Source organism: Streptomyces sp. NPDC101178 (assembly GCF_044767965.1).
Lineage (GTDB): Bacteria > Actinomycetota > Actinomycetes > Streptomycetales > Streptomycetaceae > Streptomyces.
Genome location: NZ_JBIWOZ010000001.1, coordinates 495,529 through 511,778 on the forward strand (window position 1 = coordinate 495,529; position 16,250 = coordinate 511,778).

Consider the following 16,250-nt stretch of genomic DNA (forward strand, 5'->3'; position numbering starts at 1 on the left):
GGGACCCTATCCACCCGGACGCCGCCGGTGCAGGGGGACCCCGGTCTCGATCCGGGCGAAATCGAGTCGTCCGCTTCGGCGCACCCTGGTAGGGATGGCCTATGACTTCAGAACCCCGTGTGCTGCGACCTGCCGAATGGGACCCCTGGTTCGCCTGTCTGGAGCGTGCGTTCGGAGGCGCGGCGAGTGCCCCGGAATCGCGTGCGCTCTGGCAGGAGCTGACCGAGCACGACCGGTCCGTCGGGCTCTGGGACGGAGAGGTGTGCGTCGGTACGGCGGGGGCGTACAGCTTCCGGCTGACCGTGCCCGGCGGGGCGGCCGTGGAGGCGGCGGGCGTCACGATGGTGAGCGTGGCGGGGACGCACCGGCGACGCGGGCTGCTGCGGTCGATGATGCGGCGCCAGCTGGACGACGTACGGTCCTGGGGTGAGCCGCTGGCGGTGCTGACGGCGTCGGAACCGGCCATCTACGGGCGCTTCGGCTACGGGGCCGCGACCCGCGCCCTGAGCGTGAACGTCGACACCTCTCGCGTACAGCTGGATTCCCCGCCGGGCACGGAGGACGTACGGGTGCGGTACACGGATCCGGTGGCGGCCCTGCCCGCCTGCGAGGAGGTGTACGGGCGGCTCGCCGCGGAGCGTCCGGGGACGCCGGTGCGGCAGCCGAGGTGGGAGCGGTCCGCGGTGATCGACACGGCGCAGGACCGGGCCGGTGCCTCGCCGTTGCAGTGCGTGCTCGCCGAGCGGGACGGCGAGGTGACCGGGTACGCCACGTTCCGGGTGCGGCCGGACTGGGACCGGGCGGGGCCGAAGGGGACGGTGGCGCTGCGGGATCTGGGGGCGCTGGATCCGGCGTCGTACGCGGCGCTGTGGCGGTTCCTGTTCGGCATCGACCTGACGTCGTCCGTGGAGGCGGGCCCGCGGCCGGTGGACGACCCGCTGATGCAGCTGGTCTCGGACGTGCGGCGGTGCCAGGCGCGGGTGCAGGACGGGCTCTACGTACGGCTGGTGGAGGTGGGTGCGGCGCTGGAGGCGCGCGCGTACCGGACGCCGGTGGATGTGGTGCTGGAGGTGGCGGACGCCTTCTGCCCGTGGAACGCGGGGCGCTGGCATCTGGTGGCGGACGCGAAGGGCGGCGCCTCGTGCCGGCGTGCGCCGGATCGCGCGCCGGATCTGGAGCTGTCGGTACGGGAGTTGGGCGCCGCGTATCTGGGCGGGGTGTCGTTCACCTCGCTCGCGGCGGCGGGACGGGTGCGGGAGGTGCGGCCGGGGGCCGTGGAGGAGGTCTCGGCGGCATTCTCGTGGCACGTGGAGCCGTGGTTGCCGCACAACTTCTGAGCGGAGACGGGTCCCCGGGTCAGGTCCCGGACCGGCGCGGGCCCCGAGCGGACGGCGCGTGCGCGGTCAGGCTTCGGACGACAGGCCCGGGTCCTGGCAGCGCGGGCACCAGAAGAGGTTGCGGGCGGCGAGGTCCGCCGTCCGGATCTCGCTCGCGCAGATGTGGCAGGGCAGGTTGGCCCGGCGGTAGACGTAGACCTCGCCGCCGTGGTCGTCCTTGCGGGGCGGGCGGCCCATCGCCTCGGGGAGGTGCTCGGGGCGGACGGTGTCGATGCGGTTGTTCCGTACGCCCTCGTGCATCAGCTCGACCAGGTCCGCCCAGATGGCGTCCCACTCGGCGCGGGTGAGGTCCTTGCCGGCGCGGTACGGGTCGATGCCGTGGCGGAAGAGGACCTCGGCCCGGTAGACGTTGCCGACACCCGCGATGACCTTCTGGTCCATCAGGAGCGCGGCCACGGTGGTCCGGCTGCGTGAGATCCGCTGCCAGGCCCGCTCGCCGTCCTCGTCGCCGCGGAGCGGGTCAGGGCCGAGCCGTTCGTGTATCGCGCGCTTCTCGGGCCCGGTGATCAGGGCGCAGGTGGTGGGGCCGCGCAGGTCGGCGTGGTGGGCCGCGTTGACCAGGCGCAGGCGCACGGTGTCGGTGGGCGGCGGTGGCGGGGCCGTACCGAAGCCGAGCTTGCCGAAGAGGCCGAGGTGGATGTGGACCCAGCCGGTGTCGCCGAAGCCCAGGAAGAGGTGCTTGCCGTGGGCGTCGGTGGTGGTGAGGGTGCGTCCGTCGAGGAGGGCCGCGCTGTCGGAGAACTTGCCCTGAGGGCTGCTCACCCGGACCGGTCCGCCCGCGAACCGCTCGGCGTGGTCCTGGGCGAGGCGGTGGATCGTGTGTCCCTCGGGCACGGTGGGCTGCTCCTGTGGTTCCTCTGGAAGGGCGGGCGGTGACATGGCCGTGCCGCCGGGTCCGGGACCCGGCGGCACAGGTGGCGTAAGGGTCAGCCCTGCTGCGGGTGGTGAGCCGGGATCGGGGGGAGCTCGCCGGTGTTCTCGTACGCCGAGAGCATCTCGATGCGGCGCGTGTGGCGCTCCTCGTTCGAGTACGGCGTGGAGAGGAAGATCTCGACGAACTTGGTCGACTCCTCCAGCGTGTGCATCCGGCCGCCGATCGCGACGACGTTGGCGTTGTTGTGCTCACGGCCGAGGGCGGCGGTCTGCTCGCTCCAGGCCAGTGCGGCACGGACGCCCTTGACCTTGTTGGCGGCGATCTGCTCGCCGTTGCCGGAGCCGCCGATCACGATGCCGAGGCTGTCCGGGTCCGCGGCCGTCTTCTCGGCGGCACGGAGGCAGAACGGCGGATAGTCGTCCTGGGCGTCGTAGATGTGGGGGCCGCAGTCGACGGCCTCGTGCCCGTGGGCACCGAGCCACTCGACGAGGTGGTTCTTGAGTTCGTAACCGGCATGGTCGGATCCGAGGTACACGCGCATGGAGCGAAGTGTGGCACGAACCGCGCGGGGTAGCCGCCAGCGGGGTCGGAGCCCGTCCTGTCGGCGTCGCGGTCCGGCTCGTCCGGCCCATGTGGCGCACGTCACTTGGGTAATGATCAGGCAAATGATCCGGATGAGAGGGTTCCGCTTCTGCCTTCTTCCGGGCTTGAATGCGTGGCCTTGTCTTCCGCACCACCCCACGTGGAGCAGGGCACACCCTCATGCACGGAAACGTTAGGACTTCCCCCCATGACGTCGCAGACGACGCTGGCGGAGCCGGGTCACGAACCCGGTGAGCCGGATCGGCCCGACTCCTCGGGCGGACTTCAGGCAGGCCTGAAGAACCGCCACCTCTCGATGATCGCGATCGGCGGTGTGATCGGCGCGGGCCTCTTCGTGGGCTCCAGCGCGGGGATCGCGGCCGCCGGGCCGGCGATCCTGGTCTCGTACGCGATGGTCGGCCTGATGGTCGTCCTCGTGATGCGGATGCTCGGCGAGATGGCCGCCGCCCGCCCGAGCTCCGGCTCCTTCTCCGCCTACGCCGACCAGGCGCTGGGCCGTTGGGCCGGCTTCTCCATCGGCTGGCTCTACTGGTTCTTCTGGGTCGTCGTGCTCGCCGTCGAGGCCACGGCCGGCGCCAAGATCCTGGAGAGCTGGATCCCGGGCGTCCCGCAGTGGGCCTGGGCGCTGATCGTGATGGTCGTGCTGACCGCCACCAACCTGGTCTCGGTGGGCAGTTACGGCGAGTTCGAGTTCTGGTTCGCCGGGATCAAGGTCGTGGCGATCGGCGCGTTCGTGGTCGTCGGCCTGCTCGCCGTCTTCGGCTTCCTGCCCGGCTCGGACAACTCCGGCTCGGGGCTCGCGCACCTCACGGACTCCGGCGGGTTCTTCCCCGAAGGGCCGGGCGCGATCCTGACCGGTGTGCTGATGGTGGTCTTCTCGTTCATGGGCAGCGAGATCGTGACGCTGGCGGCCGGTGAGTCCTCGGACCCGCAGCGGGCCGTGTCGAAGGCCACCAACAGCGTGATCTGGCGTATCGCCGTCTTCTACCTCGGCTCGATCTTCGTCGTGCTGACGCTGCTGCCGTGGAACGACCCGTCGATCCTGGAGAAGGGCAGCTATGTGGCCGCCCTCGACTCGATCGGGATCCCGCAGGCCGGCAACGTCATGGACTTCATCGTGCTGACGGCCGTGCTGTCGTGTCTCAACTCCGGCCTGTACACGGCCTCCCGGATGGCGTTCTCGCTCGGTGAGCGCGGCGACGCGCCGAAGTCCTTCGCCAAGGTCAACAAGCGCGGCGTGCCGCAGGCGGCGATCCTGTCCTCGGTCGTCTTCGGCTTCGTGGCGGTGTTCTTCAACTACCAGTGGCCGGACACGGTGTTCCAGTTCCTGCTGAACTCGTCGGGCGCGGTGGCGCTCTTCGTCTGGCTGGTCATCTGCTTCACGCAGCTGCGGATGCGCGGGATCATCCTGCGCGAGACGCCGGGCAAGCTGGTCGTACGGATGTGGCTCTTCCCGTACCTCACCTGGGCGACGATCGCGGCGATCTCCTTCGTCCTGGTCTACATGCTGACCGACGACACCGCCCGTGAGCAGGTCGTGCTGTCGCTGCTGGTCGCGGCGCTGGTGGTGGGGATCTCGCTGGTGCGCGAGGCGCGCGGCCGCAAGGCCGTCGCGAAGTGATCCGCGGCCGCTGACGCCTGAAGGCTCCACGGAAGAGGGGCCCCGGCCGGCCGGGGGGGGGGCGGGGGGGGGCCCCGCGGGGGGGCGGCGGGGCGGGGGGGGCCCCGGCGGCGGCCCCCCCAGCCCGGGCCGCGGCGCGCGGGCCCCCCCCCCGGGCGCTCGGCCCCGCGCGCCCGCCCCCCTCCCGCCGCCCCGCGGGCGCGGCCCCCCCCCCCCCCGCCCCCCGCCGGGGGGGGCCCCTCTTCCGTGGCTCTTCGGCGCGGGCTCAGCCGCGGCGGCCGAGCAGCTTCCAGGCGGCGGGCAGGGCGCCCATCGCCAGGGCCGCCTTCAGCGCGTCGCCGATGAGGAACGGGACGAGACCGGCCGCGACGGCGGCGCTCAGGGACATGCCGGTGGCGAGCGCGAGGTACGGCACGCCGACGGCGTAGATGATCGCGGAGCCGATCACCATCGTGCCCGCCGTGCGGAGCACCGAGCGGTCGCCGCCGCGCCGCGCGAGGGCGCCGACGACGGTGGCGGCGAGCAGCATGCCGAGGATGTAGCCGAGGGAGGGCATCGCGTAGCCCGAGGTGCCCTCCGCGAACCACGGCATGCCGGCCATGCCGACGACCGCGTACACCGCGAGGGAGAGGAGGCCGCGGCGGGCGCCGAGCGCGGTGCCGATGAGGAGCGCGGCGAAGGTCTGGCCGGTGACGGGGACCGGGGAGCCGGGGACCGGGACGGCTATCTGGGCCGCGATGCCGGTGAGGGCGGCGCCGCCCACCACGAGGGCCGCGTCGACGGCGTAGCGGTGCCGGGCTGCGGGCAGCAGGTCGGCGAGGACCGCTCCGGAACGGACGGGGGCGGCAGCAGTGCTCATCGGGACTCCGCGGGTGAGGGCAGGCAGGTGGGGTGGGGCTGCTGCCGACGTTAGCCCAGGGGCCGGCGCTCGATCACCATCAGCCGCCCACAAAGCGGCGGTTGACGGGTTGGTGGGATTCGCACAAAGGTCCATTCGCAATCGCGGCTGGGCGTGATGCTCGTCACTGAGGTGAGGAGGCGGGTGGCCCGTTTTGCCGGGAGGGGCCTTGGAGGCTCAGACTGTAGGTTCCCCATAAATGATCCGAGAGTGACTCGCACCTCATGCACGACGCTCCCCCCACCCCGTCCGGGGCTCCCGCCACCCCCGCGGAGCCTCTCGAACACGGCCTGAAACAGCGCCACCTCACGATGCTCGGGCTCGGCGGCGTGATCGGCGCCGGGCTGTTCGTCGGGTCGGGCGCGGGCATCGCGGTGGCGGGGCCCGCCATCGTCGTCTCGTATCTGATCGCGGGCGCGCTCGCGATGCTGGTGATGCGGATGCTCGGCGAGATGTCCGCCGCGATGCCGGCCTCCGGTTCCTTCTCCGTGCACGCGGAGCGGGCCCTCGGGCGGTGGGCCGGGTTCAGCGTCGGCTGGCTCTACTGGTTCCTGCTGGTGGTGGTCCTCGCCGTGGAGGCGACGGCCGCCGCGCAGATCGCCCATGGATGGGTGCCGGCGGTCGAACCGTGGGCGTGGGTGCTGCTGTTCATGGTGGTGTTCACCGCGGCCAACCTGGCGGCGGTGAGGAACTTCGGCGAGTTCGAGTTCTGGTTCGCCTCCTTGAAGGTCGGCGCGATCGTCGTCTTCCTGGGGCTGGGTCTGTGCGCGGTCTTCGGGTGGCTGCCGGACACCGACCCGGTCGGCATGACCAACCTGACCGGGCAGGGGGGCTTTCTGCCGAACGGGTGGAGCGGGGTCGTCTCCGGCGTGCTGACCGTGGTCTTCGCCTTCGGGGGCCTGGAGGTCGTCACCATCGCCGCCGCCGAGACGGACGACCCGGCGCGCGCGGTGGGTCGCGCGGTGCGCAGTGCGGTGGTGCGCATCCTCTTCTTCTACGTCGGGTCGATGCTGGTCATCGTGACCGTGCTGCCGTGGACCGCCCAGCAGGCCGGGCTGAGCCCGTATGTGAAGGTGCTGGACTCGATCGGGGTGCCGTCGGCCGGGCAGATCATGAACATCGTGGTGTTCGTGGCGCTGCTCTCGGCGCTCAACGCCAATCTGTACGGCTCCTCGCGGATGGTGTTCTCGCTGGCGGAGCGCGGGGAGGCGCCGCGCGGGCTGCTGAAGGTGTCCCGTAAGCCGGGAACGGCGGGCGGTGTGCCCCGGCGGGCCGTACTGGCCTCGGTGGCCTTCGGCTTCGTCTCCGTCCTGCTCAATCTGCTCTGGCCGGACACCGTGTTCCTCTACATGCTCAACTCGGTCGGCGCGGTGCTGCTGTTCGTCTGGGCGCTGATCGCCGCCTCCCAGCTGCGGCTGCGCGCCCGGCTGGAGCGGGAGGCGCCGGGGGCGCTGGAGTTGCGGATGTGGTGGTTCCCGTATCTGACCTGGCTGACGCTGGCGGGGCTGCTCGGCGTGCTGGTGCTGATGCTGACGGACGCCGACGCGAGGCCGCAGGTGCTGTGGTCGGCGGGCGCGACGGCGCTGGTGCTGCTGGTGGCGGTGGGCCGGCAGTGGCGGGAGCGCAGGGGTTCCGCCTCCACCGGCCGGTAGCGGTCGGTGCTTACCGACCGCTAGGCGGGTGTGCACCTTGTGTGAGCCTCGTGCCCGTATAGCAGACACCCGTTCCGTGTGAGCGGTGCGGATGCTCAGACTGTGGTCCGTCCCTCGTCTCAGCTACCGAACAGAGCTCGTCCATGTCTCGGACCTCCGTGTCTCCCCCCACCGCTGACTCCGCAGCCGCCGCCGGAGCCTCGACGGACTCCGCGCTCACCCACGGCCTCAAACAGCGCCACCTCTCGATGATCGCCCTCGGCGGCGTGATCGGCGCCGGGCTCTTCGTCGGCTCCGGGGCCGGGATCGCCGCCGCCGGGCCGTCGATCGTCATCGCGTACGCGCTCTCCGGGCTGCTCGTCATGATGGTGATGCGCATGCTCGGCGAGATGTCGGCCGCCAACCCGGCCTCCGGCTCCTTCTCCGTGCACGCCGAGCGGGCGATCGGCCCGTGGGCCGGGTTCACCGCGGGCTGGTCCTTCTGGTTCCTGCTCTGCGTGGCCGTCGGCCTGGAAGGGATCGGAGCGGCCCAGATCGTCAGCGGCTGGCTGCCCGGGACGCCGGAGTGGGCCTGGGTGGCCCTGTTCATGGTGGTCTTCCTGGGGACCAACCTGGCGGCCGTGAAGAACTTCGGCGAGTTCGAGTTCTGGTTCGCCGCGCTGAAGGTCATCGCGATCACGCTGTTCCTGGTGCTCGGCCTGCTGGCGATCCTCGGCGTCCTCCCGGACACGGAGGCGCCCGGCCTGGCCAACCTCACCGGTGACGGCGGCTTCCTGCCGAAGGGCATGGACGGCTTCATCATCGGGCTCCTCGCCTCCGTCTTCGCGTACGGCGGTCTGGAGACGGTCACCATCGCCGCCGCCGAGTCGGAGAACCCGGTGCAGGGCGTCGCGAAGGCGGTCCGTACGGCGATGTGGCGCATCGCGGTCTTCTACATCGGCTCGATGGCCGTCATCGTCACCCTGGTCCCCTGGGACAACCCGAAGGTCGCCGAGGTCGGCCCCTTCTACGCGATGCTCGACCACCTCGGCATCGGCGGTGCCGCGCAGATCATGAACGTGGTCATCCTCATCGCCCTGCTCTCCGCGATGAACGCCAACATCTACGGCGCCTCGCGGATGGCCCGGTCCCTGGTCGCCCGGGGCCAGGGCCCGGCCGTACTCGGCAAGATCTCGTCCGGGGTGCCGCGCAACGCGGTGCTGTTCTCCTCGGTGTTCGGCTTCCTGTGCGTGCTGCTCAGCTACTGGCGGCCGGACGACGTCTTCCCGTGGCTGCTCAACATGATCGGCGCGGTGATCCTGGTCGTATGGATCTTCATCGCCGTCTCCCAGCTGATCCTGCGCCGCCGCACCGAGCGCGAGACGCCCGAGAAGCTCGTCGTACGGATGTGGCTCTTCCCGGTCCTCACGATCGTGGCGCTGGCGGGCATGGCGGGCATCTTCCTGCTGATGCTGCGCCAGCCGGACACCCGCGACCAGCTGCTGGCCACGGGTGCGCTGACGGCGGTGCTGATCGGGATCGGCGTCGTACGTCAGCGGCGGCGCCGGGACGAGGACACCGCGGAGATCCCGGCGCAGCGGAAGTAGGCGGTCCGGGGCGCGGTGGTCACAGCAGAAGCAGTACCGCCGCGCCCCACAGTGCCGATACGGCCACCAGCGGCGGGCCGACCGGCGTGCCCTGCCGGGCCGTCGGCGCCTCCTCGGTGGGCCGCAGCTCCGGGTCGAGGTGCAGGGCCCGCATCTCGTCGGCGGCGCGGACCGCGTACGGCTCACGGTTCAGGCGGCGTTCCAGCCAGGCCCAGCCGGTCGGCGACAGCGCGACGTCCGGGTGGTTCTTGCCGGTGGTGACGCGGATGCCGTCCTCGGTGTGGCGTACGGCGGTGATCGCGTCCCACTCGATCCGCCGTACGCGCCACGCCCCGGTCACCCAGAGCCCGTCGCGGTCGGCGGTGATCCGCCAGGTGAGGGCCGTGGCGACGGCGGTCGTCAGCCACGGCAGTCCCACGACCAGCCAGAGCCAGGTCCAGGACGGCCCGTCGTCGAGCATGGCCCACATGCCGCCGCCCTGCACCACCAGCAGGCCGAGGCCCACGGCCCGCGAGAGGCCGTGCGCCTTCCAGACCCGCAGGCCGTCGACGGGCGCCAGGGTGGCGGCGATCTCCTCGACGGGCCGCCGCGCGTTCTTCCGCTTGGGGCGCCCGGGTCCGCGCGTCACCGGCCCCGGGACGGCCGGCTTCACGGCGGTGACGCTGCACTCCACCGCGACCTCGGGCGAGTCCTCGTCGTCGCGTGCGGCGAAGGCGACTTCGGCACCGGCGTACGGAACGCCGTACAGGACGGCCTCGCGCAGCGGCGGTGGAGGGTCCTCGCCGCGGAGGATCTCCCGGACCTTTGTGAGGTCGACGGCCTCCGCGTCCTCCGGCCCTTCCTCCTCGTCCTCCTCGGAGGCGGCCAGTGAGTGGAAGTACAGGACCGGTCGGAGGCCCTGCGGATCGTCGGCCGCGAACACCCAGGTGCGGCCGTCCTCGTGGTCCTCGCGCACCAGCACCTTCAGCACCGGCTGGGGCCCGTGCCGCAGCCGTACCGAACGTGTCCTTCCGTCCACGCCGTTGACGAAGAACGCCAGCGACGCGACGAGGCCGGCGAACACCAGCAGCTCCCAGCCGAAGGCGTCGTACGGTTCCGCGACCAGCGCCGCCCAGTCGCCGTCCACCACGACATCGGCCGTGCCGCCCTCGGGGAAGCTCTCCGGAAAGGCCGTCTCGAAGCGGTGGGTGCGCCCGTCGGCCTCCACCTTCACGATGTCCATGCCGTCGTCGTCGCGCTCCAGGGCCACGACCCGTCCGGACAGCCGCGTGGCGGCCGCGGCCCGCTCCTCGTACGCGTCCGCCACCCGCTGGACCTGCCAGTAGCCGAACCCGGCGACGGCGAGCAGCAGTGCGGCCAGGCCGAAGGAGAAGCGGCCGCGGCGGAACGTCCGCGCGGCGGCGGGCAGCGGCTGTGCGGCCGGCCCGGCCGCCTCCAGGGCCAGCGTCCGCTGCCGGCCGGCTAGGGCCAGCCGGTGGACGATCCCGGCGGTGGTGAACGCGACGGCCACGAGGTGGGCGAGGACGTACGGCTCCGCCGACGACTCGGTGACCCCGCCTTCCGCGGCAGACCCCACCACCCCGGCCGCCAGCCCCACCAGAGCGAGCCGGGGCTGCCGCCAGACCCAGTACGGGGTCAGCGCCAGCACGACGGCCGTCCCGAGACCCCACCAGTCGGTGCCGCACGGCTCGGCGGAGGAGCAGGCGGGAGCGGGCCCCGCCGCCAGGTACCAGACCATCGAGACGACGAGGGCCGCCACCGACCACAACGGGCGCGCCCACCCGGCCGGAACGGCGTTGAGCCAGCGTTCGGCGCCGGAGGTACGCCAGTCGGCGGCGCCGGGGGGTATGTGCTCGGCGGGCAGGGGCACAGGAGCTCTGTTCACCCGCGCATTATGACGAAGGGTGAGGTCATGGCCGGAGGTCCGGGTCACCGGCGGGCTGGTGACCGGAGGCCCGGGTCACCGGCACGGCTTCGTGGCCGGTGACCCGGGGACGGCGTTCGGTGCGTGGTGTTCAGCGCACAGTCTTCGGCGTGTGGCTTTCGGCGCGCGCGGTGTCTCAGCGCGTGGTGCGCCTGTTCGCCGTCTTCTTGGCCGGCGCCTTCTTCGCCGCCGTCTTGGCGGGGGCGGGCAGCGCGGTCTCCTTCGCCGGGGTGCGCTTGGCGGCCGTGCGCTTCTGGGCCGCGGCGGCCGCGGCCTCCTCGGTCTCGGCGCCGGCGTTCGACAGCGTGCCCGAGCTGCTCTCCAGGTGGGCGCGGACGAACCACTGGAACTGCTCCAGGCCGCGCAGGTGCTCGATGAGCAGGTCCTCGGTGACGGGGTCGATCTCGCCGGCCTTCCCGACCGCCGCGCGGTGGTCCTCGATGATCCCCGTGTAGACCAGGTCCAGCGCGCCGAGGTGGGCGATGGCGTCGGCGCGGCCGACGCTGTAGTCGTCCCAGGTCCGCTCCTTGACCAGCACGCCCGGCGTGCCCTGCGGCTCGCCGCCGAGGGCCGAGATGCGCTCGGCGGCCGCGTCGGCCATGTCCCGTACGGCGGCGGTCTGCGGGTCGAGCATCTCGTGCACGGCGATGAAGTGCGGCCCGACCACGTTCCAGTGGATGTGCTTGAGCGTCAGCGCGAGGTCGTTGAGCGCGTGCAGGCGCAGCGTCAGGAGGTCGATGACCTGGCGGCCCTCGTCGACGCCGAGGCCGGGAACGGTGTAACGGGGGGTGCGTGCGGGGGACATAGGGGCTCCTTGTGCAGAGGGGATGGGGTGACAGGGGTGGGGTTGGGGGCGGCCCGGAACGGACTGCGGGGGCCGCCCGGAGGGGGCGCTCAGCCGGCGTCGCCGGTGCCGCCTTCGGGCGGGGTGGCGCCGGGGCGCTCGCCGCCGGGGCGGACCGGGCCCGCCGCTGCGCGGATGCTCGCCAGGGCGGCGTCGGCCACCGCGCGCGGGGTGATGCCGAACTCCTCGTACAGCCGCTCGTAAGGGGCCGAGGCGCCGAAGTGCTCCAGGCTGACCATGCGGCCCGCGTCGCCGACGATGTCCCGCCAGCCCTGGGCGACGGCGGCCTCGACGCTGACCCGGGCCCGTACGGCGGGCGGCAGGACCTCGTCCTGGTACGCGTACGGCTGGTCGGCGAACCACTCGCGGCAGGGCAGGGAGACCACCCGGGCGGCGTGGCCCTCGGCGGCCAGCAACTCACGTGCCTCCAGGGCGATGTGGACCTCGGAGCCGGTGCCGATGAGGATGACGTCGGGCGTACCGCTCTCGCTGTCGGCGAGTACGTAGCCGCCGCGCGCGGCTCCGGAGGCGGGGGCGTACGCGCCCTCCCCCCGCTCCAGGACCGGTAGCGGCTGCCGGGTGAGGGCGAGGCCGGCGGGCCGGTCGTGGTGCTCCAGGACGGTGCGCCAGCAGACGGCGGTCTCGTTCGCGTCGGCGGGCCGGACGACGTCGAGGCCGGGGATCGCGCGGAGGGCGGCCAGCTGTTCGACCGGCTGGTGGGTGGGGCCGTCCTCGCCGAGTCCGATGGAGTCGTGGGTCCAGACGTAGGTGACCGGGAGCTTCATCAGGGCGGCGAGGCGGACGGCCGGGCGCATGTAGTCGCTGAAGATCAGGAACGTACCGCCGTAGGGCCGGGTGAGGCTCTGGAGCGCGATGCCGTTGAGGATCGCGCCCATGGCGTGCTCGCGGATGCCGAAGTGGAGCGTACGGCCGTAGGGGTCGCCCGGGAACTCGCCCGTCTGCTTCCCTTCCGGCACGAAGGACGGCTCGCCCTCCATGGTCGTGTTGTTGCTGCCCGCGAGGTCGGCCGAGCCGCCCCACAGCTCGGGGAGCACGGGCGCCAGCGCGGTGAGTACGTCGCCGGAGGCCTTGCGGGTGGCGATGCCCTTGGGGTCCGCGTCGAAGACCGGGAGGCTGTCGGTCCAGCCGTCGGGGAACTTCTGCTCCCGCAGCCGGTCCAGGAGCGCGGCGCGCTCGGGGTGGGCGGTGCGCCACTCCTGGTAGCGGGGCTCCCAGGCGCGATGGGCTTCGGCGCCCCGTTCCCGTACCGCACGGGCGTGCTCCAGTACGTCGTCCTCGACGGTGAAGTCGGCGTCCGGGTCGAAGCCGAGCAGCTTCTTGGTGGCGGCGACCTCGTCGTCGCCGAGGGCGGAGCCGTGGGCCTTGCCGGTGTTCTGCTTGGTGGGCGCGGGCCAGCCGATGATCGTACGCAGCAGGATCAGGGACGGGCGGCCGCTCTCGCTCTTCGCGGCCTCGACGGCGGCGAGGAGGGCGTCGACGTCCTCCACGTAGTCGCCGGTGCGGGTGAAGTCGACCGTCTGGACATGCCAGCCGTACGCGGCGTAGCGGGCGGTCACGTCCTCGCTGAAGGCGATGTCGGTGTCGTCCTCGATGGAGATGTGGTTGGAGTCGTAGAAGACGACGAGGTTGCCGAGCTCCTGGTGTCCGGCGAGCGAACTGGCCTCGGACGTGACGCCTTCCATGAGGTCGCCGTCGGAGGCGACGACGTACACATGGTGGTCGAACGGGCTGGTGCCGGCGGACGCGTCGGGGTCGAGGAGGCCGCGCTCGCGACGGGCCGCCATGGCCATGCCGACGGCGGAGGCGAGCCCCTGGCCGAGCGGCCCGGTGGTGATCTCGACGCCCCGGGTGTGGCGGTACTCGGGGTGGCCGGGGGTGATCGACCCCCAGGTGCGCAGCGCCTCCAGGTCCGTCAGCTCCATGCCGTAGCCGCTCAGATAGAGCTGGATGTAGAGCGTGAGGCTGGAGTGGCCGCAGGAGAGGACGAAGCGGTCGCGCCCGAGCCACTGGTCGTCGGCCGGATCGTGGCGCATGACCTGCTGGAAGAGCAGGTACGCCAGCGGAGCCAGGCTCATCGCGGTGCCCGGGTGGCCGTGGCCCGCCTTCTGCACGGCGTCGGCGGCCAGCAGCCGGACGGTGTCGACGGCCCGGACGTCGAGCGGGCCCCAGCCCGCACTCTCCGCGACCGGCAGGGCGAGCTTCGGGTCGCGGCCGCGGTGCGGGCCGCCGCCCGGGGCATCGGGGGCGTCGGGGGCATTGCGGGGTGCCATCAAGTCCTCCTGCATCGGTGGGGCGGTCAGCGGCGAGCGGTACGCCTGCGGACCCCGGCTCCGCAACGCCCGGCCGCTTGGCCGGGTCCCCCGGAACGACGGGTCCAAACCTGCGATGGCGTACACAGCACGACAGAAGGAGCAAATCATCCTTGCGGGACAAAGCGCGGAAGACCTGCGGGAGAAGGAGCGGAAGAGCGGGACCGCAGGTCCTAGGCCGAAGGGCTGATCACTTCGCGGACCTTTCTGCTGTTAGCCTGCTCTTGCATATAGGTTGCAATAACAACTGGACGGCATTCCCAGCAGTCGGAGGGCTCGCATCATGGCCACGTACACGCTCCCGGAACTCCCGTACGACTACGCGGCGCTCGAACCGGTCATCAATCCGCAGATCATCGAGCTGCACCACGACAAGCACCACGCCGCCTACGTCAAGGGTGCGAACGACACCCTGGAGCAGCTGGAAGAGGCCCGCGACAAGGAGGCCTGGGGAGCGATTAACGGCCTCCAGAAGAACCTCGCGTTCCACCTCTCCGGCCACATCCTGCACTCGATCTACTGGCACAACATGACCGGCGACGGCGGCGGCGAGCCCCTCGCGGCGGACGGCGTGGGCGACCTCGCCGACGCGATCACGGAGTCCTTCGGGACCTTCGCGGGCTTCAAGTCCCAGCTGACGAAGGCCTCGGCCACCACCCAGGGCTCCGGCTGGGGCGTGCTCGCGTACGAGCCGCTCAGCGGCAAGCTCATCGTCGAGCAGGTCTACGACCACCAGGGCAACGTCGGCCAGGGCTCGGTCCCGATCCTGGTCTTCGACGCCTGGGAGCACGCCTTCTACCTTCAGTACAAGAACCAGAAGGTGGACTTCATCGAGGCGATGTGGCGGGTCGTCAACTGGCAGGACGTGGCGAAGCGTTACGCGGCCGCCAAGGAGCGCACGGACGTACTGCTGCTCGCGCCCTGATTCCGCTCCGGCGGTCGATACGTCCTGCCTCGTGATCGTCTTCTCAACCTTCACTTCGGCGGGCGGATGAACGGAGAGCCCTCGCGAGGACGTGACTCGCGGGGGCTTTCCCATGCCCTGGGCGGGGCGCACGAAGTGGCACCCCCGCGCCGGAAGACGACGCCTCATGATCCGGCCCAAGCTCTCCAGCACCATCGAACGCCGCCTCCTGGTGAACCACCGGGTGGACCCGTACGTCGCGTCGGCCGGAGCTACCCGGGCGAGCACGGCCGCGCGGACTTCACGGTGCGGGAGGAGGCCGACGCGGTACGGGTGGCCTTCGCGACCCGGGACGGTGAGGTGGAGGTGGACGCGACGGTGGAGCCGGCGGAGGAGCTGTGCGGGAGCGGGCTGTTCACGGACCTGGCGGAGGCGTCGGAGTTCTTCCGCCTCGGCCACCGCGGCCTCTCCCCCAACGCCGGTGGCACACACCTGGACGTCCTCGAACTGTCGGCGCCCGCCTGGAAGGTGACGGCGGGCCGGCCCTGTACCGTACGCTCCTCGTTCTTCGAGGACCCGGACCGTTTCCCGCCGGGCAGCGCGGTGCTGGACAGCGCGCTGGTGATGCGGGGCGTGGCGGCGGAGTGGTCGCAGGGGGCGGCTTTGCGGGTGGGGTGCGGGGCGGGGGCGGGGGCGGCGTAGCGCGCGGCTACCGGGCTACCGGGCCGGGGGCGCAGCGGGCCGGGAAAAGGACGGCCGGTGGGGCGAGTTCGCGCCGGCGTACGCCGGTGATGTGCAGGCACGCGTCGGGGCTGCCGCCCTCCGGCGGGTAGTGGAGTGCGACCTGTTCGAGCGGGGTGACGCGGCCGGCCAGGTGCAGCTCCGCCGCCTGCGTACCGTCGTCCGGGAAGCGTCCGGCGAGAGCTCCGAAGGCCAGGGCCCCGTCGTTCCCGGCGATGATCTCGTGGACGTCGAACCGCCAGTGTTCGGCGGCGTCGGCGCGCAGGTGCTTGCCTTCGAGCCCGAAAGTGGCGAGGAGGCCGGTGCTGCCTCTGAGGTGGTCCGCGAGGGCGCAGCAGATCGGGACGGCCTCGGCGTAGGGGGTCGCCACCCGGGTGTGGCGGTCGTGGGTGGCGAACGCCAGGGCGTCGTCGAGCAGCCCGAGGGCGGTGGCTCCGGCTTCGGGGTGTCCGTGCCGGGCGATGGCGAGGAGGATGGGCGCGGCGGTGACGACGGCGGGGAAGACCTCTCCGCTGTGGTCGTGCACGAGCCCGCCGCCCGCCAGGACCGAACCGGCTCGGGCGGCCTGGCCGAGGCCTGTCGCCGTGGCGAGGGCGCGCAGGCCGGAGGCGGCGAGGTCGGGTCGGTACCAGCCGGCGGGGCCCGGTATGCGGGCCCAGTCCACTGCTTCGATCGCGTCCAGCACCGTCGTATCGTCCCACGGCGAGAGGGAAGGGCAGGCGGAGGCGGAGGGGCAGGCGGACCTCGCCCGCCCGCGCCGAAAATACCCGCAGCTCACCGGGCCGAACTGCCACGATGGCCTTCGTCCCCCGCCCGTGCTCCCCCTACGGAAGGCAACCGTGAGTTCCCGTCCCGACCCCGTCCCGGCCGACCCCA

Annotated in this window: 13 protein-coding genes; 6 read left to right on the plus strand and 7 right to left on the minus strand. The window is 72.2% G+C overall.

The window, feature by feature from the left end; all coding sequences use genetic code 11:
• Positions 1 to 101: 101 nt before the first annotated feature.
• Positions 102 to 1,337: a GNAT family N-acetyltransferase gene (locus ACIRR8_RS02205; protein WP_404057980.1), complete on the plus strand. Its 1,236-nt coding sequence runs from the start codon at positions 102 to 104 to the stop codon at positions 1,335 to 1,337.
• Positions 1,338 to 1,403: 66 nt separating this feature from the next.
• Here the strand turns inward: ACIRR8_RS02205 and ACIRR8_RS02210 are convergent, their stop codons facing one another.
• Together ACIRR8_RS02210 and ACIRR8_RS02215 are read right to left on the minus strand one after the other, a co-directional pair.
• Positions 1,404 to 2,231, minus strand: coding sequence for an Fpg/Nei family DNA glycosylase (locus ACIRR8_RS02210; protein WP_404057982.1), 828 nt, complete (start codon positions 2,229 to 2,231; stop codon positions 1,404 to 1,406).
• 92 nt (positions 2,232 to 2,323) lie between these two features.
• Positions 2,324 to 2,812, minus strand: a complete 489-nt coding sequence (locus tag ACIRR8_RS02215) for a ribose-5-phosphate isomerase (RefSeq protein WP_404057984.1) — start codon at positions 2,810 to 2,812, stop codon at positions 2,324 to 2,326.
• Between the two features lie 249 nt (positions 2,813 to 3,061).
• Between ACIRR8_RS02215 and ACIRR8_RS02220 the strand changes: the two genes are divergently transcribed.
• Positions 3,062 to 4,495, plus strand: a complete 1,434-nt coding sequence (locus tag ACIRR8_RS02220; protein ID WP_404057986.1) for an amino acid permease — start codon at positions 3,062 to 3,064, stop codon at positions 4,493 to 4,495.
• Between the two features lie 265 nt (positions 4,496 to 4,760).
• Here ACIRR8_RS02220 and ACIRR8_RS02225 read toward each other — a convergent pair whose 3' ends face one another.
• On the minus strand, positions 4,761 to 5,354 hold the full coding sequence (locus tag ACIRR8_RS02225) for a biotin transporter BioY (protein WP_404057988.1): 594 nt from the start codon (positions 5,352 to 5,354) through the stop codon (positions 4,761 to 4,763).
• A 263-nt stretch (positions 5,355 to 5,617) separates the two neighbouring features.
• Between ACIRR8_RS02225 and ACIRR8_RS02230 the strand changes: the two genes are divergently transcribed.
• Together ACIRR8_RS02230 and ACIRR8_RS02235 are read left to right on the plus strand one after the other, a co-directional pair.
• On the plus strand, positions 5,618 to 7,045 hold the full coding sequence (locus tag ACIRR8_RS02230; protein ID WP_404057990.1) for an amino acid permease: 1,428 nt from the start codon (positions 5,618 to 5,620) through the stop codon (positions 7,043 to 7,045).
• A 143-nt stretch (positions 7,046 to 7,188) separates the two neighbouring features.
• Complete coding sequence (locus tag ACIRR8_RS02235; protein ID WP_404057992.1) at positions 7,189 to 8,631, plus strand: amino acid permease; 1,443 nt, start codon at positions 7,189 to 7,191, stop codon at positions 8,629 to 8,631.
• Positions 8,632 to 8,650: 19 nt separating this feature from the next.
• Here ACIRR8_RS02235 and ACIRR8_RS02240 read toward each other — a convergent pair whose 3' ends face one another.
• From ACIRR8_RS02240 to tkt, 3 genes are all read right to left on the minus strand, one after another.
• Positions 8,651 to 10,516, minus strand: a complete 1,866-nt coding sequence (locus tag ACIRR8_RS02240; RefSeq protein WP_404057994.1) for a hypothetical protein — start codon at positions 10,514 to 10,516, stop codon at positions 8,651 to 8,653.
• Positions 10,517 to 10,691: 175 nt separating this feature from the next.
• On the minus strand, positions 10,692 to 11,360 hold the full coding sequence (locus tag ACIRR8_RS02245; RefSeq protein WP_404057996.1) for a Dps family protein: 669 nt from the start codon (positions 11,358 to 11,360) through the stop codon (positions 10,692 to 10,694).
• 89 nt (positions 11,361 to 11,449) lie between these two features.
• A complete protein-coding gene (tkt, locus tag ACIRR8_RS02250; protein WP_404057998.1) occupies positions 11,450 to 13,690 on the minus strand; it encodes a transketolase in 2,241 nt (746 codons plus the stop codon).
• Between the two features lie 322 nt (positions 13,691 to 14,012).
• On the opposite strand from tkt, the gene ACIRR8_RS02255 reads away from it, so the two are divergent.
• Entirely contained in the window at positions 14,013 to 14,654 is a 642-nt protein-coding gene (locus tag ACIRR8_RS02255; protein WP_018511460.1) for a superoxide dismutase, read from the plus strand.
• A 285-nt stretch (positions 14,655 to 14,939) separates the two neighbouring features.
• Positions 14,940 to 15,335, plus strand: coding sequence for a hypothetical protein (locus ACIRR8_RS02260; RefSeq protein ID WP_404058000.1), 396 nt, complete (start codon positions 14,940 to 14,942; stop codon positions 15,333 to 15,335).
• A gap of 7 nt (positions 15,336 to 15,342) precedes the next feature.
• Here ACIRR8_RS02260 and ACIRR8_RS02265 read toward each other — a convergent pair whose 3' ends face one another.
• Positions 15,343 to 16,059, minus strand: a complete 717-nt coding sequence (locus tag ACIRR8_RS02265; RefSeq protein WP_404058002.1) for a hypothetical protein — start codon at positions 16,057 to 16,059, stop codon at positions 15,343 to 15,345.
• Positions 16,060 to 16,250: the final 191 nt, after the last annotated feature.

Bases quoted from the DNA above. Each gene is read 5' to 3' on its own strand.
- ACIRR8_RS02235 (WP_404057992.1), top strand. From the start codon at position 7,189: ATGTCTCGGACCTCCGTGTCTCCCCCCACCGCTGACTCCGCAGCCGCC.
- ACIRR8_RS02225 (WP_404057988.1), bottom strand. From the start codon at position 5,354: ATGAGCACTGCTGCCGCCCCCGTCCGTTCCGGAGCGGTCCTCGCCGAC.
- tkt (WP_404057998.1), bottom strand. From the start codon at position 13,690: ATGGCACCCCGCAATGCCCCCGACGCCCCCGATGCCCCGGGCGGCGGC.
- ACIRR8_RS02215 (WP_404057984.1), bottom strand. From the start codon at position 2,812: ATGCGCGTGTACCTCGGATCCGACCATGCCGGTTACGAACTCAAGAAC.
- ACIRR8_RS02230 (WP_404057990.1), top strand. From the start codon at position 5,618: ATGCACGACGCTCCCCCCACCCCGTCCGGGGCTCCCGCCACCCCCGCG.
- ACIRR8_RS02255 (WP_018511460.1), top strand. From the start codon at position 14,013: ATGGCCACGTACACGCTCCCGGAACTCCCGTACGACTACGCGGCGCTC.
- ACIRR8_RS02205 (WP_404057980.1), top strand. From the start codon at position 102: ATGACTTCAGAACCCCGTGTGCTGCGACCTGCCGAATGGGACCCCTGG.
- ACIRR8_RS02245 (WP_404057996.1), bottom strand. From the start codon at position 11,360: ATGTCCCCCGCACGCACCCCCCGTTACACCGTTCCCGGCCTCGGCGTC.
- ACIRR8_RS02220 (WP_404057986.1), top strand. From the start codon at position 3,062: ATGACGTCGCAGACGACGCTGGCGGAGCCGGGTCACGAACCCGGTGAG.